The following is a 25117-nucleotide window of genomic DNA, read 5'->3' on the forward strand; positions in this document are numbered from 1 at the left end:
GTCAGGCGCGCGCTTCGGTTCGCATCATTCGGCCAGCTCCGGAACGCGCGCCTTGCTCGCCGTCACCGGCGCCGCGACCGGCGGATGTGATTGGTCCAGGTCGTCGGAAGGCAGGCCGAAACCCTTGACGATGCCGAAGATCGCGGGGATCACGATCAGCGTCAGCAAGGTCGAGGAGACCATGCCGCCGATCATGGGCACCGCGATCCGCTGCATGATCTCGGAGCCGGTGCCGGTGCTCCACATGATCGGCAACAGGCCGGCCATGATCGCGACCACCGTCATCATCTTCGGCCGCACGCGCTCGACCGCGCCCTCCATGATCGCATCGCGCAGGTCGCTCCGGGTCAACGCGCGTCCTTCGGCAACGCGACGCTCCCTGATCTCGGCCAGCGCCTGGTTGAGATAGATCAGCATCACGACGCCGGTCTCGGCGGCGACGCCCGCGAGCGCGATGAAGCCGACCGCGACCGCAACCGAGAGGTTGAAGCCGAGCCACCACATCAGCCAGAGGCCGCCGACCAGCGCGAACGGCAGCGACAGCATCACGATGGCGGTTTCGGTGACCGATCGGAAGTTGAGGTAGAGCAGCAGGAAGATGATCAGGAGTGTCGCCGGCACGACGATCTTCAACCGCGCCATTGCGCGTTCGAGATATTCGTACTGGCCGCTCCAGATCACATAGTAGCCCTGCGGAAACTGGATGCTTGCCTGCACGGCATGCCGCGCGTCGGCGACGTAACCGCCGAGGTCGCGGTCGCGGATGTCGACATAGATGTAGGTCGCAAGCTGTCCGTTCTCGGTCCGGATCGAGGTCGGCCCACGCGCCGGCTGGATGGTTGCGACCTCGCCGAGCGGCACCGCGCCTCCCGCCGGCATCGGCACCAGGATGTCGCTTCCGATCGCTTTCGGATTGTCGCGGAGATCGCGGGGGTAGCGCATGTTGACGGTGAAGCGCTGCCGGCCCTCGACCGTCGTCGTCACCGTCTGTCCGCCGAGCGCAGTCGCGATCGTATCCTGTACGTCCTGGACCGACATGCCGTAGCGCGCGAGCGCCGTGCGGTCCGGGGTGATCTCGAGATAATAGCCGCCGATGCCGCGCTCGGCATAGGCCGACGATGTCCCCGGCACGGCTTTGAGCACCTGCTCGATCTGCCTGGCGAGACGATCGATCTCGATCAGGTCGGTGCCAACAACCTTCACGCCGATCGGCGTGCGGATGCCGGTCGAGAGCATGTCGATGCGCGCCTTGATCGGCATGGTCCAGGCGTTGGAGACACCAGGGAATTGCAGCGCCTTGTCCATCTCCGCGATCAGGCTGTCGATCGTGAGGCCCGCGCGCCATTGCTCCTTGGGCTTCAGGTTGACGATGGTCTCGAACATCTCGGTCGGCGCCGGATCGGTCGCGGTCGCGGCGCGTCCGGCCTTGCCGTAGGCCGATGAAACCTCGGGGAACGCGCGGATGATCCGATCCTGCATCTGCATCAGCTCGGCGGCTTTGGTCACGGAGATGCCGGGCAGCGTGGTCGGCATGTAGAGCAGGGTGCCTTCATTCAGGTTCGGCATGAATTCCGTTCCGAGCTGTCGCGCCGGCCAGATCGTCACAGCGAGGACGGCGAGCGCAAGCAGCACGACCAGCGTCTTGGCACGCAATACGCCCGTGATGACGGGACGATAGATCCAGATCAGGAAGCGGTTGATCGGATTTTTGTGCTCCGGAACGATCTTGCCGCGGACGAAGATCACCATCAGTGCCGGCACCAGCGTGACCGACAGCAGGGCGGCGGCCGCCATCGCGAAGGTCTTGGTGAAGGCCAGCGGGCTGAACAGCCGGCCTTCCTGGGATTCCAGCGTGAAGATCGGCATGAAGGAGACGGTGATGATCAGCAGGCTGAAGAACAGCGCTGGCCCCACTTCGGCGGCGGCATCGATCAGGATCGAGAGCCGCGACTGCCCGGGCCTGGCACGCTCGAGATGCTTGTGGGCGTTCTCGATCATGACGATGGCGGCGTCCACCATGGCGCCGATCGCAATGGCGATGCCGCCCAGACTCATGATGTTGGAGCCGATGCCGAGCAGCTTCATCGCGCCGAATGCCATCAGCACGCCGACCGGCAGCATCAGGATCGCGACCAGCGCACTGCGGACATGCAGCAGGAACACGACGCAGACCAGGGCGACGACGACGCTCTCCTCCACCAGCGTGTGCTTCAAGGTATCGATGGCGGCGTTGATCAGGTTCGAGCGGTCGTAGACCGGAACGATCTCGACCGATTTCGGCAGGCTGGTTGCGATCTCCTTGAAGCGCTTCTTGACGTTCTCGATCACATCGAGCGCGTTGACCCCGAAGCGCTGCAGCACGATGCCGCTCGCGACTTCGCCCTCGCCATTGAGCTCGGCGATGCCGCGCCGCTCGTCCGGGCCGAGCTCGACGCGGGCGACGTCGTGCAGCAGCACCGGCGTGCCGTTTGCGGTCTTGAGCACGATATTGCCGAGATCGTTGATATCCCTGATGTAGCCCTTGCCGCGGATGACATATTCGAACTCGGACAGCTCGACGGTGCGGCCGCCGACATCGGCGTTGCTGGCGCGGATCGCCTCGCGCATCCTTTGCATGGTGATGCCGCGGTCGCGCATCCGCTGCGGATCGAGGATCACATTGTACTGCTTGACGAAGCCGCCGATTCCAGCGACCTCCGCGACGCCCTCGGCCTTGGCGAGCGCGAATTTCAGATTCCAGTCCTGGATCGTGCGGGTGTCGGCGAGGTTCAGCTCTTTCGAGATCACGGCATATTGGTAGACCCAGCCGACACCGGTCGCGTCGGGGCCGATCGTCGGCGTCACGCCGGCCGGCAGGCGCGAGGCAGCGGAATTGAGGAATTCGAGCACGCGCGAGCGCGCCCAATAGATATCGGTGCCGTCCTCGAAGATCACATAGACGAAAGAGACGCCGAAGAACGAGAAGCCGCGCACGACCTTCGATTTCGGCACCGTCAACATCGCTGTGGTCAAGGGATAGGTGACCTGGTCCTCGATCACCTGCGGCGCCTGGCCCGGATATTCGGTGTAGACGATCACCTGGGTGTCGGAGAGATCAGGGATGGCGTCGAGCGGCAAGTGAAGCAGCGCATAGATGCCGGCCGCCGCGGCGAAGCCGGTGCCGAACAGCACCAGCAAAAGGTTGCGTGCCGACCAGGCGATGACGCGGGCGATCATGGTCGTCCTCCCATGCCGCTGGTTGATGATGTCTCCTGCGCGCTGCCCGCGCCGGAAAAGCCCTTCAGCGCCGCCTTGAGATTGCTCTCGGCGTCGATCAGGAAATTGGCCGAGGTCACGACTATGTCGTCTTCGCTGACACCCTCCGTGATCTCGACATAACCGCCGCCGCGATGTCCGACCTTGACCTCGCGCGGCTCGAACCGGCCGCCTCCCTTGTCGATGATGACCGTCTGCCGGTTGCCGGTGTCGAGCACGGAGCTGTCGGGTACGGCGAGCACGGGATCCTGGCTGCCGACTTCGATCTCCGCATCGACATACATGTCGGGAAGCAGCGCGAGGTCGGCGTTATCGAGTTCGATCCTGAGGCGGGCGGTGCGCGTTTCGCGGTTCACCTGCGGATAGATCACGCTGACCTTGCCGGCGAAGGTTCGGCCCGGGAAGCTGCGGGCGCGGACGATGACGGGCTGGCCGACTGCCACGCCGCCGAGATCGCGTTCCGCCACGTCGACGACCGCCCAGACGAGCGAGGTGTCGGCGACGCGGAACAGCACGTCGCCGGGCTGCGCGCGCATGCCCTCGATTGCATTGCGCTCGAGCACGATGCCGTCGCGCGGCGCGGACCACTGGATCACGATCGGGACGGCCTTGGTCTTTTCCATCGTCGCGATGGCGGATTCCGGCACGTCGAGATTCATCAGCCGCTGCCGGGAGCCCCGGCCATAGCTTTCGATCGCCGCCGTGGTCTTCGAGGTGATGGTCGCCAGATATTCGGCGGCGGCCGAGGAGACTGCGGGGCTGTAGATCTCCATCAGCGGCTGGCCTTTGGCGACGCGGCTGCCGGTGGTGACGTCGGCGACCTTGTGCACATAGCTTTCGGCACGCATGGCAATGACCGAGACGCGGCGCTCATCGAGCTGGATCGTGCCCGGCGCGCGCACCACTGTGCTGACAATGTGCAGCATCACCGGTTCGGACTTGACGCCGGTGCGCTGGATCCGGCCCGGCGACAGCCTGATCGAGCCATCGTCGGTCTCCTCGCCCTCGTAGACGGGGATGTAGTCCATCCCCATCGAGTCCTTCTTCGGCGTCGGCGACGTATCCGGCAACCCCATCGGGTTGCGGTAGTATTTGATCTTGCGGGTGCTCGCAGGCGTGCCGCTCTCGGCGGCGGCTGCGTGCGAGACTGTGTGACCCGCGAGCTTCGACGGAAGTCCGCCGGCGAAAATGGCGATGCCCGCCGCTGCGAAGGTCGCAGCGGCGGCGCCGATCATGATGGCGCGGGTCATTTCTGCGCCGTGACGACGAGCTTGTTTTCGACCGCGCCGGTTTCGCCTCGCACCTTGGCGCCGAGCGACAGCTGCCAGCGGCCGGCCATGCCCAGAGTGGCCTTGAACTTGTACGTTCCAGGCTCGCCGCCGGGCACGATGGTGACCCTGGTCGCCATCTCCTGCATGCCGTCAGGCGCCATATCCAGCCGGGTGGCGAAGATCACGGCATCCGGCACCGGCTTGCCGGTCCTCTTGTTGACCAGCCGAACCGCGATGATCTTGTCCGCTCCCGCCTGGACGTTCTGATCGACCAGTTGGAACTCGTAGTCCTTGATCTCTGCCCGCGCGGTGCCGGTCATGGCCAGCATGGCCATGCCCATGAGCGCCGCCGAGACGGCGCGCCTGGTGTTGAACGCTTTCATTTTCCATTCCTCGATTGCTTTGGTCTTGCTGCTTGCGCAGCACGTGTCATCCGCGCGGCGTCTCAAGCCGCGCGGCAGCGCCCGGCGCCGTGACGCCGGTCAGGCCAAAGTTCGAGGGGGATGGTCGGGAGGTGGACGCGCCAGTCCGTCCGCGATGATGTCGTCCAGCGGACGCAACTGTTCGTCGAGCCGCCGGTTCACTCCAACCATGCTGGTCGATGGGCCGGCCAGCAGCACCTGCATCATGCAGATCGCAACCAGCGGACAATCCTGGCAAGCCGGACTCTTCTCTTTGTCCGGGCAGCAGGGCATGTCCGCCATCATGTCGGACATATCCATATCCGTCATGTCATGATCATCCGCCATCGGCGCCATCTGCACGCCGGCAGACGACAGCAAATGCTCCGCCGCGGCCGGAGTGGCGAGCGGCGCCAGGGTCAGGCTTGCCGTCACCAGCAGCGCGACCATGAGCTTGAGCAGTTGGCGGATGTCCATGCGCCAAGTTTCGCACAGGTGGCCGGTCGCTGGAAGGGCTCCGTGCTCGCAAAATGGGTGGGGGACCGGAACACGGTGGTCATTCCGGGATGCGCCGTGAGGCGCAGGCGGGGAATCCATTGGGCCACATACGCCATGGTGAAATGGATTTCCGGGTTCTCACTGCGCAAGCCCCGGAATGACGGGAATGGTGGGCGCGTTTCCGCATGCCCAATATTTCGCCAAAACGCTTGACCGGGAGGCAATTCGCGACGAAGTTTGGCGCCGCCGTGGAAATTCCTTCTCAGTTCAGCCCAAATCCGGACCTGTTCATTCCCGATTCGCGCCGGGCGTGGCTGCGGCTTGCCGTTGCCGTGGTGATCGGCTCGCTCGGCAGCGTGGGCATGTGGTCGGTGGTGGTGGCACTGCCGGTGGTGCAGGGGGATTTCGGCGCCACGCGAGGGACCGCGTCGCTCGCTTTCACCCTCGTCATGATCGGCTTCGGCTCCGGCGGGGTTCTGACCGGCAAGATCACTGATCGCTACGGCATCGTCACCGCGATCGGGCTCGGCATCGGCATTCTCGGGCTCGGCTATATCGGCGCCGGCTATTCGCCCTCGATCTGGTCGTTCATCCTGTTTCATTTCGCGATCGGGCTGTCGTCATCGGCGACGTTCGGGCCGTTGATGGCGGAAGCCTCGCACTGGTTCGACCGCTACCGCGGGCTTGCGGTCGCGATCGCCGCCAGCGGCAACTATATCGGCGGCACGATCTGGCCGCCGCTGGTGAATCTCGGCATGCAGCAATTCGGCTGGCGCACCACGCATGTCGCGATCGGCATCTTCACGGCGGTGGCAATGACGGTCGCGCTGTTCGTGCTGCGGCGCCTGACGGGCGCGGCAAGCCAGCGCAGCCATCTCAACGCCGCGCCGCCGCGCGTCAATGTGCGGCTCTCCACCAATGCGCTGACGGCGATCCTGTCGCTCGCCGCGGTCGCCTGCTGCGTGGCGATGGCGATGCCGCAAGTGCATATCGTCGCCTATTGCGGCGATCTCGGCTATGGCGTGGCGCGCGGCGCCGAGATGCTGTCCCTGATGCTCGGCTTCGGCATCATCAGCCGCATCGGCTCGGGCTTCCTTGCCGACCGGATCGGCGGCATCCGCACGCTCCTGCTCGGCTCGGTCGCGCAGGGCACGGCGCTGTTGTTCTATCTGTTCTTCGACAGCCTGACCTCGCTCTACATCATCTCGGCGATGTTCGGCCTGTTCCAGGGCGGCATCGTGCCAAGCTACGCCATCATCATCCGCGAGGCGATGCCGGCCGCAGAGGCCGCCACCCGCGTCGGCATCGTGATCTTCGCCTCCGTGATCGGCATGTCCTTGGGCGGCTATGTCTCCGGGGTGATCTTCGATGCCACCGGCTCCTACGCCGCCGCCTTCGCCAACGGGCTCGCCTGGAATGCGCTCAACGTCACCATCATGCTGATGCTGCTGATCCGCTCGCGACAGCGGCTGGCGATGGCGTAGAGCTTTTCGCCGTCGTCACAGGCACGATTTCGGCAACAGCATGTGGATGCCCTTGTTGCCGTCGACCAACTGCGTCACTCGTAAATTGCCCGCCAGCGAACACAGCATGTAGGCCTGGTTGCGAGAGAGGTTGGTGCGGGCGCAGACGTGCTTGACCATCTCCCGCACCGCCTGCCTAGCGGCATCATCGAGATCTTCGTCGAGGCCGATCGACATCAAATGCGTCGCGCTCTCGGCGAATGGCCACTCGATCGCCATGTCCTTGCGCACGGTGAGGCGGAAGCTGCCGGTGACGCCGGTCTCGAGCGCGGTGATGCAGACCTCGCCGTCGCCCTGCACCGCGTGTCCGTCGCCGGCGAAGAACAGCGCGCCATCATTGAACACCGGCAGATACAGCGTGGTCCCGGCGCGCAGTTCCTTGTTGTCCATGTTGCCGCCGAATGAGCGCGGCACCGGCGATCCGCAGCGGCCCCAACTCGGCGGCGGCGCGGTCGCGATGATGCCGAAGAACGGATCGATCGGGATTTCCGTGCCCCACGGCATCACGCAGACATTGCGCTCCCGATCGATCGAGGGGTGAATGGTCTCGTAGTCGGTGAACTCGTTGGGCAGCGTGCCGAGCAGTGGCAGGATCGAGACAAAGCCCCAATCCTGCCGGACCTTCACGTCCAGAATGTCGACCTGCAGCGTGTCGCCGGCGCGGGCGCCGCGCACATAGACCGGTCCGGTGATGAAGTGCGGGCCGGGTCCGGGCGGCAGCGTTTCCAGCGCCGTTATGTAATCGGCGCTGACAAGGCTGAGATCGTCGGGCAGCGTCTCTTTCCCGCCGGCGGGAAAGCTGTGGAACGTGACTGTGTCGCCCGAGCTGACCTCAAGAACGGGAGGGGTGGAGCTATCAAGGTAGCCCCATACCATAACGTCGGGGGTGCTCGGAAGTTCGTGTCGTCTCGGCATGGCGTTGTACTCCGATCTCGGAGAAAGCAAATCGCCTGCCAAACCACGCCTGCGGGCCGGGCAACGGCAACGCTTCCGCGAGATGGCACGATTTCTGAATTTCCGAGACTCCAATCAATCCATCGGCGCTGCGACCAAAGCGTGGGAGCAGCCCGGTGAAAGCTTGGAGGGAGCATCCGATGAGGCGTTCGCAATTCACCGAAAACGAAATCCTGCATCTGCTTTACGAAGCAAGCGCCGGCGTCTCCGTTGCTGAAATCTGCAACACCGCCGGCGTGTCGGTGCGAACCTTCTACCGCTGGCGCCGCCGGTTCGGCGGTCTCAACGTGCCGGCCGTCCAGCAGATGAAGGAATTGACCGCCGAAAACGCAAGGCTGCGGAGCCTGGTCAGCAATCTGTTCGAGCGTTTGCGCGAACCCGCTGCCGATCCGCCGTCGGTTGCGATCGCTGCGGTGGGGGACGACAAAGCGCGCCGGCAGGAGCAGGCGATCCGCAGCGCGGCGAAAAAGTGCGGCGGCGCGGTGACCGGACGCTTTGCGTCGGTCCGTGTCAATCCCTGATGGCGCAATCCCGCGACCGACAGGCGCTGGTTCTTGCGTCGTAAGGTGACGTTTCTTTGGGCGGCGATAATGTCAAAACTGACATTATGGGATTCTGTGTGACGTCGAATTGCTCATCGTGCCTCTTTCTGAAGCAGCTAAATTACAAGCCGCGATCAGTCACGAGATCATTGTGTCACTGCGAGTGACGCAATGAACTGTAGAGGCACGAACCGGGCAATCGCTGTCGTTTCTTTCAACTTGCTGCCCATTCATTCAGCGCACTAGTCTCCCGCGCATCACCGCCTTTTTGTTGTGCGAGGAGTCCTGAACCATGACTGACCATCGCCGTTCGCTCTTCAGCCATTCCTTCAACCGCCGGCGTTTCCTGACCAGCGCGGCGGCAATCGCGGGTGGGTTGGGCGCGTCGTCGCTGGTCGGTTCGCGCAGCGTGCGTGCTGCAACATTGAAGACCGTTCGTTTCAGCGAGGCCGTGCACAATCTCGGTTACATCAACCTCTATGTCGGCATGCACGCCGGCATCTTCAAAAAGAACGGCCTCGATATGCAGGTGAGCGCCGCCGGCGGCGACACCCAGACCTTTGCGGCCGTGCTCGGCGGCTCGGCGGATTTCGCCATCGGCGATGCGACGATGGCGCAGATCTCGCGCGAAAACGGCGGCCCCGGCGTCGTGGTCGGCACGGTGGTGCAGCGCGCGCATTACTTCGGTGTGTCGAAGACGCTTCAGCCGATCACCGATCCGAAGGCCTTCAAGGGGCTGAAGATCGTCACCTCGCCCGAGCCGAACACCAATTACAGCGTCGCCAAGCGGCTGCTCGAGAAGGCCGGCCTCAAGGTCGGCGTCGATGCCACAATCGTGCCGGTCAATCCCGGCACCGAGATCGCCGCCATGCTGGCGGGGCAGGCGGATATCGCCATCGCCTACCAGCCCAGCGTGGCCGCGGCCGAAGCGCAGGGCGCCAAGGTGGTGTTCGATTTCTCCAGCTATATCGGGCCGTTCTGCAACACCGGCATCATGGTGCTGCCAACCACGATCCAGAAGGACCCGGAGATGGTGCAGGCGCTGGTGACCTCGTTCGAGGAGGCGTCGCGCAAGACCTACGCCGATCCCGCCTTCGCCAAGGAAGTCGCGCGCAAGGAGTTTCCGGATTTGCCGGGCGACGTCGTCGACAAGGCGATCGATGCCGAGCTCAAATTCCTGATTCCGGCGCAGTCGGTCGTGACCAAGCAGGACCAGTGGCAGAACCTGATGGACATGCAGGTCTATCTCGGCAACGCCAAGGGCTCTGTACCGTTCGAGCAGATCATCGACAATTCCTTTGCCGATAAGGCGGTCGCCAGCCTCAAATGACTGATGTCGGCAATGCAAAGACCGCCGGCGCTGCAAGCGCGGTAGCCGGCGGCGCCGTCGTTCCGCCGCTGGTCGTGGAACACGTCTCCAAGGGCTATGAGGTCAACGGCGAGATCGTGCCCGTGATCGGCGATCTCAGCCTGACACTGCGGGAAGGGGAGATCGTCAGCATTGTCGGGCCGTCCGGCTGCGGCAAGACCACGCTGCTCAACACGCTGTGCGGTCTGCTCAGTCCGGACTCCGGACGCATTCGCTGGCATGGCCGCGAGGTCACCGGCCAGCCGCAGAATGTCGGCTACATGCTGCAGAAGGACCTGCTGCTGCCGTGGCGGACCGCGCTCGACAACGCCATGCTCGGGCTCGAAATTCGCGGCGTCGCCGCCGCCGCCGAGGCCGAGGACCGCAGCCGCGCGATGCTCGATCAACTCGGCCTGCACGGCTTTGCCGACCACTATCCCTCGACGCTCTCGGGAGGCATGCGGCAGCGGGTGGCGCTCGCGCGCACGCTGGTGCACGAGCCTGATGTTCTGCTGCTCGACGAACCGTTCGCAGCGCTCGACTTCCAGAGCAAGCTCTTGATCGAGAATGATACCGCGTCGCTGGTCCGGCAAGGCAGGCGTTCGCTGCTGCTGATCACCCACGATATCGAGGAGGCGGTGTCGCTGGCGGATCGCGTCATCGTACTGTCGAAGCGGCCGACCCGCATCAAGGCCGTCTACGACATCGCGCTCGGCGCCGAGCGTACCGACATGATCGGCCTGCGCCAGAGTCCCGAATTCAGCCACTATGTCCGGCGCATCTGGGCCGACCTCGACGTGGTGCTGCAATGACCGCGGAGGTGGATGCCGGAATGGCTCGTTCGACGGGCGCCTCCACGCCAATCCCGGATACGGCCGCGCGACGGCGGCGGTGGAAGCGGCTGCGCGCGACCGCGCTCGTGCTGGCCACACAGGTCGCGATCCTGATCGCGTTCCTTGTCTTCTGGGGTCACATGACCTCGCGCAACAGCGCGGCCGCCTTCATGTTCGGTTCGCCCTCGGCGATCGGCGGATTCCTGCTTCAGATGGCGCGCGACGGCAGCCTGTGGCGCGACCTCTATGTGACCGGCAGTGAAACTCTGCTCGGATTCTTTGTCGGCAACCTGGTCGGCACGGTGATCGGCCTGTCGCTGTGGTATTCGCGATTCGTGTCCCGCGTCGTCGAGCCGTTCGTGATCGCGATCGGCTCGATCCCGATCATCGCGCTGGCGCCGATCATCATCATCTGGTTCGGCACCGGGCTGATCTCGAAGGTCGCGATGTCGACGCTGTCGGTCGTCATCGTCGCGCTCGTGACCTCCTACAAAGGCGCGCTCGGCGTCGATCCGGACCAGATCAATCTGATGCGGACGCTCGGCGCCTCCAAGTTCCAGGTCTTTCGCAAGCTGGTGGTGCCGGCTTCGCTGACGGACATCTTCGCGGGGCTGAAGCTCACGGTCGGCTTCGCCCTGATCGGCGCGATCGTCGGCGAGTTCATGTCGTCATCGGAAGGGCTGGGCCACGCCATCTTCAAGGCGGGCTCGCTCTACATCATTCCAAAGGTGTTCGCGGCACTGGTCGCCACCATCGCGCTGGCGCTGATCCTGACCTTCATCGTCGGCAAGATCGAACGGCTGCTGATGCCGTGGCGGCGGCTATAAGCATGATCCGGAAAAGTGGAAACCGGTTTTCCGAAAAGATCATGCTCAAACAAAGAATCCTGCAACGGTCATTCAAGGCGGAGTGAAGATGTCAAAGCGCATCACCAAGGAAAACAACATCAAATACGCGCTGTCCGGCGACGAGCGCTTCATCGCCAGCGTCGAACCCGGCGAAACCTTCGTGGTGGAGTGCGCAATCAACGCCAATGACGGCACGATCCGTCATCTCGGCCAGCAATTGACCGAGAAGGATGTCACTTTTCCATTCGTCAACGGTGCGACCGGGCCGATCGAGGTTCGCGGGTCGAAAGCCGGCGACATGTTGAAGGTCGAGATCGTCAAGATGGAGCTGGACCGGCTCGGCTTTACGGCATTGTGGCCCGGCATCGGCATGTTTCCCGACTGGGTTCGCCGCAAGGAATTCGGCATCCAGACCCGGGTGGTCGAGGTCAAGGACGGCCTTGTGCACTGGAACGAGCACCTCAAGCTGCCTGTCAAGCCGATGATCGGCGTGCTCGGCGTCGCGCCGGTTCACGGCGCGGTGCTCACGGTCGACAATGGTCCGCACGGCGGCAATCTCGACGTCCAGGAGATCACCAGCGGCAACACCGTGATGTTCCGCGTCAACAAGGACGGCACGCATCTGTTCATGGGCGATTGCCATGCGATTCAGGGCGACGGCGAATGCAACGGGATGGGCGCGATCGAGATCGCGGCGACCTTGACGGTGAGGGTGTCGCTCGAGAAGGCGCCGCCGCGGCTGAACCATCCGCGGATCGAGACGCCGACGCATATCGGCACGCTCGGCTGCGCCCGGCCGCTCGAGGACGCGATGCGGATCGCGTTCGAGGAAATGGTCTACTGGCTGGAGGACGACTGGAAGATCCCGGCCGCCGAAGGCTACATGTTGCTCGGCCAGATCGCCGAAGCGCGCTGCACGCAGGTGGTCAATCCGAAATATACCTACATCTGCAAGGTCGATAAGAGCGTGTTGGCGCGATATTTCGGCTGAGCCCCCTGAACGCCGTCGGTGCGAAGGACGCCCGGTTTCCGTACCCCAAAGTCCCGCGGGATTGATCGAGCGCAAAGCGGATCGGCGACAATCCGCTAGCTTTTCTCCAGCAACCATGGAGAAAAGCCATGACACTCGACACCATCCTGGTCGTCATCGGCGTGACGGCGATGTTCGTGACGATCGCTGCGGCCATCGCCTGGGGCGACAAGCAGACCCGTAATCTCTGAGACCGCGCGGCGCCTGCCGCATTCAGAATGTCGGCGGGGTGCAGGCGCTGATCACCTCGCAGGGCTTGCCGCCGACGCAGCGGAAGCGATGCGGGCGGCGGCTTTCGAAATAATAGGCGTCGCCGGGATTGAGGATGCGGCGCTCGTCATCGACGGTCACCTCGAGCTTGCCCGAGACCACGATGCCGCCTTCCTCGCCGTCATGCACCAGCGGTACGCGCCCGGTATCGCTGCCGGGCTCGTAGCGCTCCTTCAGTATTTGCAGGCTGCGGCCGAACAGGTTGTCGCCGATCTGGCGGTAGGAGATCGGCTTCTTGCCGATCTCGGTCAGTTCGTCGGAGCGATAGAACACCTTGCGGCGGCGCTCCGGCTCGAGCGCGAAGAATTCCGCCAGTCCCATCGGAATTCCGTCGAGGATGCGCTTCAGCGCCCCCACGGACGGATTCATCTGGTTGGACTCGATCAGCGAGATCGTCGAATTGGTGACGCCGGACCGCTTGGCGAGTTCGCGCTGCGACAGCTTCTGCTGCGCGCGAATGAATCGCAGCCGGCCACCGATATCGACGCTCATGGGACAATCCCTGTTGCAGGTGTTGCGGATCGCGCAAATATGCCGCGTTCGCCCCAATGAGATCAATGGGTTGCGGCGGCAAAGAAAAAGACTTGTTGCGCGTTTGAGAGCGTGTTCGGCTTGGTTTTCAGCAGTGGAGCGACGCCGTGACCGTTCATCAGATTCCGAACACCATCAAGCTTGATTCGTTCTGGATGCCGTTCACGGCCAACCGGCAGTTCAAGGAGACGCCGCGGCTGTTCGCCTCCGCCGAGGGCATGTACTACACGAGCGTCGACGGGCGGAAGGTGATCGACGGCTCGGCCGGGCTTTGGTGCGTCAATGCCGGCCACGGCCGCAAGCAGATCGCCGCAGCGGTCGAGCGGCAATTGATGACGCTGGACTTCGCGCCGTCGTTCCAGATGGGCCATCCGATCGCGTTCGATTTCGCCGAACGCCTCGCCGCGCTCGCGCCCACGGGATTGGATCGCGTCTTCTTCACCAATTCGGGATCGGAATCGGTCGACACCGCGCTGAAGATCGCGCTCGCCTATCACCGCGCAGCTGGCCAGCCCACCCGCACGCGCCTGATCGGCCGCGAGCGCGGTTATCACGGCGTCGGCTTCGGCGGCATGTCGGTCGGCGGCATGGTGGCCAACCGCCGCGCTTTCGCGACCCATCTGCCTGGTGTCGACCATATCCGCCACACCTATGACCTTGCCCGCAACGCCTTCTCCAAGGACCTGCCGGAATATGGCGCCGAACTCGCCGACGACGTCGAGCGGCTGGTGGCGCTGCACGGCGCCGAGACCATCGCCGCCGTCATCGTCGAGCCGGTGCCGGGCTCGACTGCGGTGCTGCCGCCGCCGAAGGGCTATCTGCAGCGGCTGCGCGAATTGTGCGACAAGCACGGCATTCTGTTGATCTTCGACGAAGTCATCACCGGTTTCGGCCGGCTCGGCACGCCGTTCGCCTCGCAATTCTTCGGCGTAACACCCGATCTGATGACGACCGCAAAAGGCATCACCAATGGCACCGTTCCCTGCGGCGCGGTGTTCGCCAGCCGCAAGATCTACGACGGATTGATGACCGGGCCGGAAAGCCAGATCGAACTGTTCCACGGCTACACCTATTCCGCGCATCCGGTGGCCTGTGCCGCCGGCCTTGCGACGCTCGATATCTACAAGGACGAAGGCCTGCTGACGCGCGGCGCCTCGCTCGCTGACTACTGGCGCGACGCGCTGCATCAGCTCAAGGGCCTGCCGAACGTGATCGACATCCGCAATGTCGGCCTGATGGGCGCCATCGAAGTCGCTCCGCGCAAGGATGCGATCGGCGCACGCGGCTATGATATGATGGTCGATTGTTTCAATCGCGGCTTATATCTTCGCCAGAGCGGCGACTCATTGGCGATGTCGCCGCCCCTTATCGTCGAGCGCAGCCATATCGACGAGATGATGTCGATCCTCGGTGACGCCATCAAGCGAGTGGCCTGACCCTTGCTCCAGCCGTTGCGGAGATTATTTGCAGCGGCAAGTCATGCCGCGGCGGGAGCCTGGAAAGCGTGAAAGTCATCATCCTCGGCAGTGGCGTCATCGGCGTCACGTCGGCCTACTATCTCGCGCGTGCCGGTCATGAAGTGACTGTCATCGACCGGCAGCCAAAGCCGGCGCTCGAGACGTCCTTTGCGAATGCCGGCGAGGTCTCGCCCGGCTACTCTTCACCCTGGGCCGGCCCTGGCGTGCCGATCAAGGCCATCAAATGGCTGTTGATGAAGCACGGTCCGCTGGTGGTGCGGCCGAAGCCCGATCCTGCGATGTGGATCTGGCTGTTGAAGATGCTGCGCAATTGCACCGCGGAGCGCTACGCGGTCAACAAGAGCCGGATGATCCCGATCGCGGAATACAGCCGCGACTGCCTGCGCGCGTTGCGCGGCGAAATCGGCATCCACTATGACGAGCGCTCCCGCGGCACGCTGCAATTGTTCCGCTACGCCGCCCAGCTCGACCACACCGCCGACGATATCGCGGTGCTCAAGCAATATGGCGTTCCGTTCGAGCTGCTCGATCGTGAGGGCTGCATTGCCGCCGAGCCGGCGCTCGCCGCCGTGAAGGACAAGATCGCGGGCGGGCTGCGGTTGCCGCAGGATGAGACCGGCGATTGCCACATGTTCACACAGGCACTCGCGCTCGAAGCGGAAAAGCTTGGCGTGCGCTTTCAGTTCAACGTCAAGATCGACGGACTGATCGCGGATGCCTCGCACATCACCGGCGTTGCGACCAGCAATGGCGTGCTGCAGGCCGACGCCTATGTCGTCGGGCTCGGAAGCTGGTCACCGCGGCTGCTCAGGCCGCTCGGCATTTCGCTGCCGGTCTATCCCGTGAAAGGCTATTCGATCACGGTGCCGATCGTGGACGCCACCGGTGCGCCGGAATCGACTGTCATGGACGAGAGCTACAAGGTCGCGATCACCCGGCTCGGCGACCGCATCCGCGTCGGCGGCACTGCGGAGATTTCAGGCTATTCCGACAAGCTCTATGCCGCGCGTCGCGCAACGCTTGATCATTCGCTGACGGATCTGTTTCCACGCGGCGGCGATCTCGCCAAGGCGACGTTCTGGAGCGGCTTGCGGCCGATGACGCCGGACGGACCCCCGGTGATCGGTGCGACACGATATGGCAATCTCCATCTCAACACCGGCCACGGTACGCTCGGCTGGACCATGGCCTGCGGGTCGGGCAGGGTGCTGACGGACCTGCTGTCCGGACGCAAGCCGGAGATCGATGTGAGCGAGCTGTCGATCGCGCGCTACGATCACCGGTTCGGTTGAGTGAAGCGGGCGCGGATCAACCTCGCCCCGCTTGCGGGGAGAGGTCGAAATTCAAGCGAAGCTTGAATTTCGGGTGAGGGAGTCTCCACGAGTACATCTGTCGCCGTGTTCGCGGAGAGAGCCCATCACCCCAACCCTCTCCCCGTAAGAACGGTGAAAGGGAGAACTGCTGCCGTCGCAGCAGTCCGAAATGGTCATGCGCTAGCGCGCGATGAGATCAGGTCGAATTGCATCCGCGATCGCTGCTGGGCTTCCTCTCCCGCTTGCGGGGGAGACGAGCATAGCTCGCTCCGGGAGGGCTGGGGTGGGGGTCTCTCCGCGATTCACGCTGTCCGACCGCGTGGAGAGAGCCCTCACCCGGCGCTTGCGCCATAGCCGAAGCTTCGCTTCGGCGTTCTTAAGGACGGCCGCCATAGGCGGCCTACGCCTCTCCCGCAAGCGGGAGAGGTGAAACGCGTGGACGGGCCGATTCAACCAAAACGCATCATGCGCTAGCGCTTTCGCTTCGCAGCCTTCTTCACCGCCGTTGGCTTTGGCGCCGTCACCACCTTCGCCGGTTGCAGGCGTAGCCCGTCGATGAACACATCTAACAGCCGCAGCACGGTCGATTGCCAGCCTGCCTGGTCGTGCATGTAGCACAGGCCGATGAGCGCGCGCAGGACGTCCTCGGCGCTGATGTCGGCGCGGATCTCGCCGGCGGCGACTGCGCGGGCAAGCAGCGCGGCGATCGCCTTGGTCAGTCGGTCGAGCGAGTAGGCGTGAAGCTCGGGGGAGCCGTGGGCGACCAGCGCCAGCGCGGCCGCCATGCCCTTCTTGGTGGCGACGAATTCGACGTTGGCGTGCAGCCAATGCCGCAGCGCTTCGACCGGATCGGCTTCATCGTGCAATTGGTCCGCGAGATCGCCGAGTTGATCCACCTCGCGCCGATACACCGCTTCATACAAAGCCTCGCGAGTCGGGAAGTGGCGATAGAGCGTGCCGATGCCGACCCCGGCGTGCCGCGCCACGGCCTCCAGGCTGGCTTCGGGACCACCGGCGCTGAACACGGCTTTCGCCGCCTCCAACACGCGCTCCCGGTTGCGCACGGCATCTGCCCGTGGCTTGCGAACTATTCCTGCGAACTGACTGGCCATCAGATTTGTGATCATCCCTCCCTTGTAAAACGGAGGCATCCTCCGTATATGCGATGAACACCCGGCCTGCAAAGGTCCGCCGATTGACACATTGGCGGCCGCCGGCGGCGCGTTACCACTGTAACAATTCCACCATAGCACTGATCGGAGCCCTGCATGAATTTCTCCATCAGCCTCACCATGAACGGTGTGCGGCGGGAGATCGAGCTCGACGACCCCCGTGTCACCCTGCTCGATCTCTTGCGCGAGCGTCTTGATCTGACCGGCACCAAGAAGGGGTGCGACCGCGGCCAGTGTGGCGCCTGCACCGTCCTGGTGGACGGGCGGCGCATCAACTCCTGCCTCGCCTTGGCAGTGAGCCAGGACGGCGCTGACATCCTCACCATCGAAGGTGTCGCGCATGGCGACCAGCTCCATCCGGTGCAGGCCGCCTTCATCGCCCATGACGCCTTCCAATGCGGCTTCTGCACACCCGGCCAGGTCATGAGCGGAATCGGACTGATCACCGAAGGCCAGGCCGGCGATGATCCCGAGCGCGTGCGCGAATGCATGAGCGGCAATCTCTGCCGCTGCGGCGCCTATGCCGGGATCACCGAAGCCGTGCTCGAGGCCCAGAAAACCATCGCGAATTCCGATCAGAGGCGCTCCGCATGATGAATTTCGACTACGTCAGGCCCTTGACCGTCGCCGAGGCGGTCGCGGCCGCGTCCGAAAAGGGCGCAACCTATCTTGCTTCCGGCACCAATCTGCTCGACCTCATGAAGGGCGGCGTCTGCCATCCGAGGCGCCTGGTCGACGTTACGCGGCTGCCGGGACTCGGCCGCGTTGAATATCTTGCCGATGGCAGCGTCCGGATCGGCGCGCTGGTCCGTAATGCCGACCTCGCGCACGATGCGGAATTCGTCCGCGCTTTTCCGTCAGTGGCCGAAGCGCTGCTGTCGGGCGCGTCCGCGCAGCTTCGCAATGCCGCTACCGTCGGCGGCAATCTAATGCAGCGGACGCGCTGCGCCTATTTCTACGACGCCCCCAGCGCCTGCAACAAGCGCTGGCCCGGCGCCGGCTGCGATGCGCGCCAGGGCGAGAACCGGCTGCACGCCGTGCTTGGCTGGAGCGAGGCCTGCATCGCCACGCATCCTTCCGATTTCTGCGTACCGCTGGTGGCGCTCGACGCGGTCGTCGAGATCGAAGGCAAGAGCGGGCGACGCGAGGTGGCGCTCGAGGCGCTGCATCGCCTGCCCGGCGATACGCCGGAGCGGGAGACTTTGCTCGATCGCGGCGATCTGATCGTCGCGCTGCGGCTACCGGCCGAGGCACGCGCTTTCGCCGCGCACGCGCGCTACATCAAGGTTCGCGAGCGCACATCCTACGCGTTCGCCGTCGTGTCTGCCGCCGCAAGTCTGCGGATCGAGCAAGGCACGATCCGCGAGGCGCGGCTGGCGCTCGGCGGCGTCGCGGCAAAGCCGTGGCGCGCGCGGGACGCGGAGCAGAGTCTTGCCGGCGTCGCACCCGATGTCGCCGGCTTCCGCGAGGCTGCGCGCATCGCGCTCGCCGATGCAAAGCCCTCCGGCGACAACGCGTTCAAGATCGAACTCGCCCAGCGCATCGTGGTGCGGGCGCTGACGCTTGCCAGTGCGGGCACGCCGACGCGCATTCCCGCGCTTCCCGGCTCTCCCTTCTCATCAGGAGTGCGCCATGTCGCTTGAGCTCACCCGCGATCCTGCCCATCTCAGGCACGGCTCGAATATCGGCCAGCCGCTGACCCGCCGTGACGGCGTCCTGAAGGTCAAGGGCCAAGCCCGCTATGCCGCCGACAATCACCCGGCAGGAATGCTCTATGCCGTGATCGCCGTCTCCACCATCGCGCGCGGCCGCGTGACCTCCCTCGATGTCGATGCCGCCAAGCGCTATCCCGGCGTCGTCGACGTCATGACGCCCTCGCACAAGCCGCCGCTTGCCGAAGACCCGGACGGCAAGCCCAATCCTTTCGCGTTCAAGATGGAGCTCCTGCAGAACGACGAGGTGCGCTATGCGAACCAGGCGATCGCGGTCGTGATCGCTGAGACGCTGGAAGCTGCGACCGAAGGCGCGGCACTGCTGTCGCCGCAATATCACACCGAACTCGCGCGGGTCGGCCTCGATGGCGCGGAGAGCTATGTGCCGCCAGTGGTCGGTATCGGCAATCCGGCCGTCGTACAACATGGCGATGTCGACGCCGCGCTCGCCGGCGCATCGAACCGCATCGAGGCGACGTATGAAACGTCGGCGCAGTACCACAATGCGATGGAGCCGCACGCGATGGTCGCGGCCTGGGAGGGCGACAAGCTCTCGATCGATACGCCGAGCCAGGGCATGGCGATGGCGCAGATGCGGCTCGGTGGACTGCTCGGCATTCCGCCGGGCAATATCTATATCCGCAGCCCGTTCCTCGGCGGTGGTTTCGGCTCGAAGGGCCTGGTGTCCGGGCCGCAAGTGCTGGGCATCATGGCGGCCAAGCTGGTGGGACGTCCGGTCAAGCTGGTGCTGCGCCGTGATCAGATGTACGGCCCGGTCGGGCATCGTCCGCCGACCCGGCAGACGCTGCGCATCGGCACCGATAGTGAGGGACGGCTGACAGCGATTGATCATCACGCGAAGGTCACGACCAGCACCTTCGATGATTTCTACGAGCCTGCCGCCGACGCTTCGCACACGCTCTATGCAAGCCCCGCGATCAAGACCTCGCATGAGGCGGTGCGTGTCGATAGCGGCACGCCGCTGTTCATGCGCGCGCCGGGAGAGGCAACCGGCTCGATTGCGCTCGAGAGCGCCATCGACGAGATTGCCGTGGCTTGCGGAATGGACCCGCTCGACTTTCGGCTCAAGAACTATGCCGAGGTTGAGCCGATCTCCGGCAAGCCGTTTTCATCGAAGGCGCTGCGGCAGTGCTATGCCAAAGGCGCGGAACGCTTCGGCTGGGCACGGCGTCCGCTCGCGCCGCGGCAGATGCGTGACGATGATGGTTTCCTGGTCGGCTGGGGCATGGGTACGGCGACCTTTCCGGCGCTGATGTTCCAGGCGCAGGCGCGCGCGGTGATCCGCAGCGACGGGTCGGGCGTGATGGAGAGCGGCGCGCATGACATGGGGCAGGGCGCCTGGACTGCGCTCGCCCAGATCGCAGCCGATGGACTTGGGCTCGGCATCGACCAGGTCGAGTTCAGGTCGGGCACGTCGGATCTGCCGGATGCTGGCATCGCCGGCGGCTCGGCCCATACCGCGACCGCCGGTGCTGCGATCCACAATGCCGGCGCTGCGGTGATCGCAAAGCTCGCCGATCTCGCGACCAATGACCAGCGCTCGCCGCTGTTCGGCGCCGGCAACACCGGCGTGATCGCGCGGGAAGGGCGGCTGTTTCGTCGTGACGACGAAACGCGCAGCGAGAGCTATGCGGATATCCTCACGCGTGCCGGCGTCGCCGAGATCGAAGCCAGCGGCGGCGGCGCGGCCGATCCGGCAGCGCAGTCGAGCTACGCCATGCATGCGCATGGCGCTGTGTTCGCGGAGGTGAAGGTCGATCCCGAGCTCGGCCAGGTCCGCGTCACGCGCCTGGTCGGCGCCTTTGCCGCCGGCCGCATCATCAATCCGCTGATGGTGCAGAGCCAGCTCTTCGGCGGCATGATCTGGGGCGTATCGTTCGCGCTGCACGAGGAAGCCGTCATGGATCATCGCTCCGGCCGGATCCTGAATGCGAACCTCGCCGAATACCATATCCCCGTGAATGCCGACGTGCCGTCCCTCGATGTGCTGACCGTCGACGAGCACGATCCGCATGTCAACGCGCTCGGCATCAAGGGCGTCGGCGAGATCGGCGTCACCGGCAGTGCCGGTGCGGTCGCCAATGCGGTCTGGCACGCCACCGGCGTTCGCGTGCGCCGCTTCCCGATCCGGATCGATGATCTCCTGACGGGGCTCTAGAACTGAGCCGCGTCAGCGTCCCTGGAACACCGCAGCCCGCCGCTCGATGAAGGACTGAATGCCTTCGCGGGCGTCGGCGCTGTTCAGGACCCGTTCGCGGATCGACGGGATAAAGGCAATCGCGGCGGCCTCGCCGCCCTCGATATATTTCGCGGCCGCTTCCTTGGTTGCCTGGATGCCGAGCGGCGCGTTGCGCGCGATCGTCGCGGCCAGCTCCATCGCGCGGGCGATCTGCTGGCCCGCCGGCACCACCTCCTGCACCAGGCCAATCTCGCGGGCGCGCTGCGCCGTGAATTCGTCGCACAGGAACAGGTGATACATCGCATTGCCCCAACCGGTGCGCGACAGGAAGCGGAAATGCGCGCCGCCCAGCGGTGCGATCCCGCGCTTTGCTTCCATCTGGCAGAACCGGCTGTCATCGGCAGCAACGACGATGTCGCCCGCCAGCATCAGCTCGATGCCGATCGTGAACACGATGCCCTGCACGGCCGTGACGATCGGCTTCCTGCAGCGCTTGGAAAGACCGAATGCGTCGACATTGCCTTCCTTGAAGTTACGCTTCTCGGCGGTGGGGCCGAAGAATTTCGGCATGTCGAGGCCGGCAGTGAAATCCTTGCCCTCGGCGCAGATGACGCCGACCCAATAGGCATCGTTGTTGTGCAGCTCGGTCAGCGCGTCGGAGAGCTGCTCCATCATCTGCGGCGAGAAGGCATTCTTCTTCGTCGGGTTGTCGATGATGATCTTGAAGATGTGGTCGTGTGCTTCAGTGCGGATGCTGCCTGGCGTGGTCATATTCCCTCCGTTTCGTTGTCAGCATTCGTCATCGCGCCACTATCGTCAGCCGCTCGACGATGGTCAGGCAGGAACTCGAAGCGGTGCTGTCAGCTGCGATTCTGGGCTGAGCAGTCCGCGCTCCGGATTCTTGTTTTGACGTGTTTTCCTCACGCGAACCGGTGTCCACCTCGCTCGAAAATGCTCTAGCCTTCCGCCACCGCTTCGCTCCAGGCGTGGAACGGCTCGGTGGCGCCGCTGTTGGTGTCGCCGTCGCGCAGCACCACGCTGGGGCAGGCGAATTTCAGCGGCATCGTCTGCAGGCGTGCTTGCTCATAGTCGAACCGTGAGCGCAGCGCCTCGCGGGCCCCTGGCAGCAGCCGCGCGTCGCCGATCACGATCGCGCCCTCGCTGGCGTCGATCCTGGGCTGGTGGATCGCAGCATCGAGGTCCATGCCGTAGTCCATCACGAAGGAGAGAAGCTGCGTCACCGCCGGCAGGATCCGCCGGCCGCCGGAGGCGCCGACGGCGAGGCGCCGGCCATCGGCGGCCTGCGCCACGACCGGCGTGTAGTTGGTGAGGCAGCGCTTGCCCGGCGCCAGCGAGTTCGGCGTGCCCGGCGTCGGATCGAACCACATGATGCCGTTGTTCATGGTGATGCCGGTCTGCGGCGTCACGAATTTGGAGCCGAAGGTCGACAGCAGCGTTTGCGTCACCGCCGCGATGTTGCCGTCGCGGTCGACGACGGAGAAATGCGTGGTGCAGGCGGGCGCGACCGCTTCCGCGCCGAGCGAGCGGCGGCCGTCGGCATCGCCCATGCCTTGCAGGCGTTCGCGATAGGCGGTCTGTAGCGCCTGCGCGTAAGCGGTGTAGGCGGCGGCATCCGGGGTGCTTGAGGGCTGCACGCTCTGCTGCAACAGGCGCAGCGTATGCGCGAGCGTCGGCCCGGCAGTCAGTTCGGGCGTCGCATAGACATGACCGCCGCGATAGGGGATGCGCAGCGGCTCGCGCACATGGGCGCGGAACGCCGCCAAATCCTCGACCGACAATGCGCCACCACTTTCCCGGATGTCAGCGGCGATGCTGCGGGCCAGGCCACCCTCATAGAAGTCGCGCGGTCCTTCGGCGGCAAGCTGCGCCATGGTTGCCTTCAGCCGGTCCTGGGGCAGCCGCACCACCGACTTGATTCCCCATTGCGCATTCGGCGGCAGGCCGTCGTGCAAATAGCCGGCGGCGCTTGCCGGATAACGGCGGAGGTCGGCGGCCGAGCTTGCGATCATCAGCGTGGTCCACCAGTCGACCAACAGGCCTTCGCTGGCGAGATCGACGCTGGGCTCGAGCAATTCCTTCCACGGCAATTTGGCATGGCGGCGATGCGCCTCCTCCATGCCCGCCACCACGCCGGGCACCGCGATCGAGCCGGGGCCATGCAGGTTGCGGTCGTCCTTCACCCGCGCCCAGGGAAACAGGTCAGAGGCGGTGCCGTCGCCGGTCAGCGGATAGTCCTCGATGCGAAGGCTGTTCGGCGCCCGCATGCCGTAGTCGATCACCTCATAACGGTTTTCGCGGGCGCGGTAGAGCACCATCGCGCCACCGCCACCGACGCCGCTCATCCAGGGCTCCACCACGCCGAGCGCAAAGGTGGTCGCGACCACGGCGTCGACGCAATCGCCGCCCGCCGCCAGCACGGCCGCACCGACCTCGGCGGCTCTTCGCGACTGCGAAGCGACGACGCCGCCTTTGGAGGTGACGGCCGGTTTGCGGATCTGCTGCGTGTTGGAGAACTGGTCAGACATTGCGGTGTTCAGGCCTTCTCGGAGGGAATGGATCGAGGAAGCCCAGCATGCCGGGCGCTGCAGGTTAAGGCAACCGGCTCCCAGATCGGAGGTTCAGGCCGAATCCGCATGGGTGGTAAGGTATCTATCCTTCGCTTTCATGCGGCAATCAACTACCCTGTTCGGAGCTTTGCCAGACAACTCGCCTAGGGCTCGTGGGCCGCGACGGATGGTTGGGATGCAAGAAAAACTGATCTCCAACTACGAAGAAGGCGTACAGCATGGCCCCGCCTAAGCGGATCAGCGGCGTTGCCCTGCCGATCGCCTTCTGTGCCGTTCTTCTATGCTCCGGCCCGGCCTCAGCCGGTGTCTGGGCCGCCGATACGCTTTCCAACGACGCTGCATTGGATCTCTTGGACCAGATTGTTCCAAACGGCAGTGTCGAATTGATCCGTAGTGCTCTCGACGCCGCTTTGACCTCTGGTTCGCCTGTCAACGACGAGCAAGCTACGCGCGCTTTGGCAGCCGCCGAAATTGTTGCGGCTATGATGGGAAGTCCATCACGGCATCTATCTGCTCCATGCAAGGAATGGGCGGCGCTCCATTCGAAGGATGCAAATCGCGACCTGATAGAGCTGGCGGTCAAAGCCGTCGATCGGGTCGGCAAGGACTCCGAGACGCAAGAGCTGATGCAGGAAGACGGCGCAAAGAACTTGCAGGAATGGCAGGTGAGTGTGACGGATCTCAAGTCACGGCTTATCAGCCGGTGACAGAGGCGCCCAACAGCGCGCCTGTTCCTTCGGACTGGAAGTGGTAACTAGCCATGAGCAATCAACTCGTGAAAGTTCGGTTTCGGTTGGACTCTGAGGACTGGCATGGCCATGGAGGTGAAAAGTTATGGGCTGCAAGGCTCGATACCGGCCTTTTCGAAATCAAGAATAGTCCCTTCTTCAAACAGGGAATTAGCTATTGCGATATCGTAAAGGCGTCGCCCAGCGATGATCCAATGCAGTTTGATTTCGAATCGGTTGTCGAGCGGGGCCATCATTCCACCTACATGATTCTGGTCGACCCCACCGAGAGCCGAAGAGGCCAGTATTGGAAGAGGCTGGGGGATGGTGGCTGCACATACGAAAGCGGCCAAATTAAACTGAGTATTGGAGTGCGGTTGCTCTTCTCAGTGGACGTTCCGCCAGCCGCTAATTTGGATGAAGTCGTTGAGATTCTAAGAAGCGGACACGACGACGGGGTGTGGATATATCAAACAGGATATGCAAGCTCTCACGACGCAGCAAAGGCAATGACTAAACCCAGTTGATGCCGTCCATCAATCTCCTCGCTCTCTTGGATGCGGAGCGGCGCCAATCATCGGAGCCGCTCCGCTGGCGGTGGTTGTTTCGCCCCCGTTCTCCA

The 25117-nt window shown here is 64.3% G+C and carries 22 protein-coding genes; 13 read left to right on the forward strand and 9 right to left on the reverse strand.

All coding sequences use genetic code 11. The annotated features are described in order from the left end of the window. Positions 1 to 24: 24 nt before the first annotated feature. The 4 genes from K288_RS0106505 to K288_RS0106520 all read right to left on the reverse strand — a co-directional run bounded on the left by K288_RS0106505 (position 25) and on the right by K288_RS0106520 (position 5404). Positions 25 to 3216: a CusA/CzcA family heavy metal efflux RND transporter gene (locus tag K288_RS0106505; protein ID WP_027578796.1), complete on the reverse strand. Its 3192-nt coding sequence runs from the start codon at positions 3214 to 3216 to the stop codon at positions 25 to 27. Beyond that, positions 3213 to 4505, reverse strand: a complete 1293-nt coding sequence (locus K288_RS0106510; protein ID WP_027578797.1) for an efflux RND transporter periplasmic adaptor subunit — start codon at positions 4503 to 4505, stop codon at positions 3213 to 3215. The genes K288_RS0106505 and K288_RS0106510 overlap by 4 nt, the downstream gene beginning before the upstream one ends. Continuing rightward, positions 4502 to 4909 (reverse strand): FixH family protein, encoded by a 408-nt coding sequence (locus K288_RS0106515; protein ID WP_027578798.1) that lies wholly within the window; start codon positions 4907 to 4909, stop codon positions 4502 to 4504. The genes K288_RS0106510 and K288_RS0106515 overlap by 4 nt, the downstream gene beginning before the upstream one ends. A gap of 99 nt (positions 4910 to 5008) precedes the next feature. Beyond that, positions 5009 to 5404 (reverse strand): hypothetical protein, encoded by a 396-nt coding sequence (locus K288_RS0106520; protein ID WP_027578799.1) that lies wholly within the window; start codon positions 5402 to 5404, stop codon positions 5009 to 5011. Between the two features lie 269 nt (positions 5405 to 5673). On the opposite strand from K288_RS0106520, the gene K288_RS0106525 reads away from it, so the two are divergent. Beyond that, positions 5674 to 6909: an MFS transporter gene (locus K288_RS0106525; protein ID WP_043159442.1), complete on the forward strand. Its 1236-nt coding sequence runs from the start codon at positions 5674 to 5676 to the stop codon at positions 6907 to 6909. A gap of 15 nt (positions 6910 to 6924) precedes the next feature. Here K288_RS0106525 and K288_RS0106530 read toward each other — a convergent pair whose 3' ends face one another. Next, the gene (locus K288_RS0106530; RefSeq protein WP_027578801.1) at positions 6925 to 7863 is read right to left on the reverse strand and encodes an acetamidase/formamidase family protein; all 939 of its coding nucleotides are present in this window, start codon (positions 7861 to 7863) and stop codon (positions 6925 to 6927) included. Between the two features lie 179 nt (positions 7864 to 8042). On the opposite strand from K288_RS0106530, the gene K288_RS0106535 reads away from it, so the two are divergent. From K288_RS0106535 to K288_RS0106555, 5 genes are all read left to right on the forward strand, one after another. Then, positions 8043 to 8423 (forward strand): transposase, encoded by a 381-nt coding sequence (locus K288_RS0106535; RefSeq protein ID WP_027578802.1) that lies wholly within the window; start codon positions 8043 to 8045, stop codon positions 8421 to 8423. 313 nt (positions 8424 to 8736) lie between these two features. Beyond that, complete coding sequence (locus K288_RS0106540; protein WP_027578803.1) at positions 8737 to 9774, forward strand: ABC transporter substrate-binding protein; 1038 nt, start codon at positions 8737 to 8739, stop codon at positions 9772 to 9774. Continuing rightward, positions 9771 to 10604: an ABC transporter ATP-binding protein gene (locus K288_RS0106545; RefSeq protein WP_027578804.1), complete on the forward strand. Its 834-nt coding sequence runs from the start codon at positions 9771 to 9773 to the stop codon at positions 10602 to 10604. Before K288_RS0106540 ends, K288_RS0106545 begins: the two co-directional genes overlap by 4 nt. Before the next feature lie 20 nt (positions 10605 to 10624). Beyond that, positions 10625 to 11452, forward strand: coding sequence for an ABC transporter permease (locus K288_RS0106550; RefSeq protein WP_244443076.1), 828 nt, complete (start codon positions 10625 to 10627; stop codon positions 11450 to 11452). 88 nt (positions 11453 to 11540) lie between these two features. Then, positions 11541 to 12464, forward strand: coding sequence for an acetamidase/formamidase family protein (locus K288_RS0106555; protein ID WP_027578806.1), 924 nt, complete (start codon positions 11541 to 11543; stop codon positions 12462 to 12464). A 252-nt stretch (positions 12465 to 12716) separates the two neighbouring features. Here the strand turns inward: K288_RS0106555 and K288_RS0106565 are convergent, their stop codons facing one another. Then, a complete protein-coding gene (locus K288_RS0106565; protein ID WP_027578807.1) occupies positions 12717 to 13265 on the reverse strand; it encodes a cupin domain-containing protein in 549 nt (182 codons plus the stop codon). Between the two features lie 146 nt (positions 13266 to 13411). On the opposite strand from K288_RS0106565, the gene K288_RS0106570 reads away from it, so the two are divergent. Next, positions 13412 to 14740, forward strand: a complete 1329-nt coding sequence (locus K288_RS0106570; protein ID WP_027578808.1) for an aspartate aminotransferase family protein — start codon at positions 13412 to 13414, stop codon at positions 14738 to 14740. A gap of 68 nt (positions 14741 to 14808) precedes the next feature. Next, positions 14809 to 16074 carry a D-amino acid dehydrogenase gene (locus K288_RS0106575; protein ID WP_027578809.1) on the forward strand — a complete coding sequence of 422 codons (1266 nt, stop codon included), beginning with the start codon at positions 14809 to 14811 and terminating at the stop codon, positions 16072 to 16074. Positions 16075 to 16565: 491 nt separating this feature from the next. Here K288_RS0106575 and K288_RS0106580 read toward each other — a convergent pair whose 3' ends face one another. Beyond that, entirely contained in the window at positions 16566 to 17207 is a 642-nt protein-coding gene (locus tag K288_RS0106580; protein ID WP_027578810.1) for a TetR/AcrR family transcriptional regulator, read from the reverse strand. A 156-nt stretch (positions 17208 to 17363) separates the two neighbouring features. Here K288_RS0106580 and K288_RS0106585 point away from each other — a divergent pair, with 156 nt between their 5' ends. Genes K288_RS0106585 through K288_RS0106595 form a run of 3 tightly spaced genes read left to right on the forward strand, consistent with a single transcriptional unit; the run spans position 17364 to position 21158 of the window. Then, complete coding sequence (locus tag K288_RS0106585) at positions 17364 to 17861, forward strand: 2Fe-2S iron-sulfur cluster-binding protein (protein WP_027578811.1); 498 nt, start codon at positions 17364 to 17366, stop codon at positions 17859 to 17861. Continuing rightward, the gene (locus K288_RS0106590) at positions 17858 to 18910 is read left to right on the forward strand and encodes a xanthine dehydrogenase family protein subunit M (protein WP_027578812.1); all 1053 of its coding nucleotides are present in this window, start codon (positions 17858 to 17860) and stop codon (positions 18908 to 18910) included. The genes K288_RS0106585 and K288_RS0106590 overlap by 4 nt, the downstream gene beginning before the upstream one ends. Further along, a complete protein-coding gene (locus tag K288_RS0106595; protein WP_027578813.1) occupies positions 18900 to 21158 on the forward strand; it encodes a xanthine dehydrogenase family protein molybdopterin-binding subunit in 2259 nt (752 codons plus the stop codon). Before K288_RS0106590 ends, K288_RS0106595 begins: the two co-directional genes overlap by 11 nt. Positions 21159 to 21170: 12 nt before the next feature. Here the strand turns inward: K288_RS0106595 and K288_RS0106600 are convergent, their stop codons facing one another. Beyond that, positions 21171 to 21950, reverse strand: a complete 780-nt coding sequence (locus K288_RS0106600; protein WP_051334393.1) for a crotonase/enoyl-CoA hydratase family protein — start codon at positions 21948 to 21950, stop codon at positions 21171 to 21173. A gap of 185 nt (positions 21951 to 22135) precedes the next feature. After that, positions 22136 to 23725, reverse strand: a complete 1590-nt coding sequence (locus K288_RS0106605) for a gamma-glutamyltransferase (protein ID WP_027578815.1) — start codon at positions 23723 to 23725, stop codon at positions 22136 to 22138. Positions 23726 to 23985: 260 nt separating this feature from the next. Here K288_RS0106605 and K288_RS0106610 point away from each other — a divergent pair, with 260 nt between their 5' ends. Then, complete coding sequence (locus K288_RS0106610; RefSeq protein ID WP_027578816.1) at positions 23986 to 24474, forward strand: DUF4259 domain-containing protein; 489 nt, start codon at positions 23986 to 23988, stop codon at positions 24472 to 24474. A 53-nt stretch (positions 24475 to 24527) separates the two neighbouring features. Then, positions 24528 to 25022: a DUF4265 domain-containing protein gene (locus K288_RS0106615; protein WP_027578817.1), complete on the forward strand. Its 495-nt coding sequence runs from the start codon at positions 24528 to 24530 to the stop codon at positions 25020 to 25022. The last annotated feature ends 95 nt before the right edge of the window (positions 25023 to 25117 follow it).

The sequence above is a fragment of the Bradyrhizobium sp. Ai1a-2 genome, assembly GCF_000426245.1.
Taxonomy (GTDB): Bacteria; Pseudomonadota; Alphaproteobacteria; order Rhizobiales; family Xanthobacteraceae; genus Bradyrhizobium.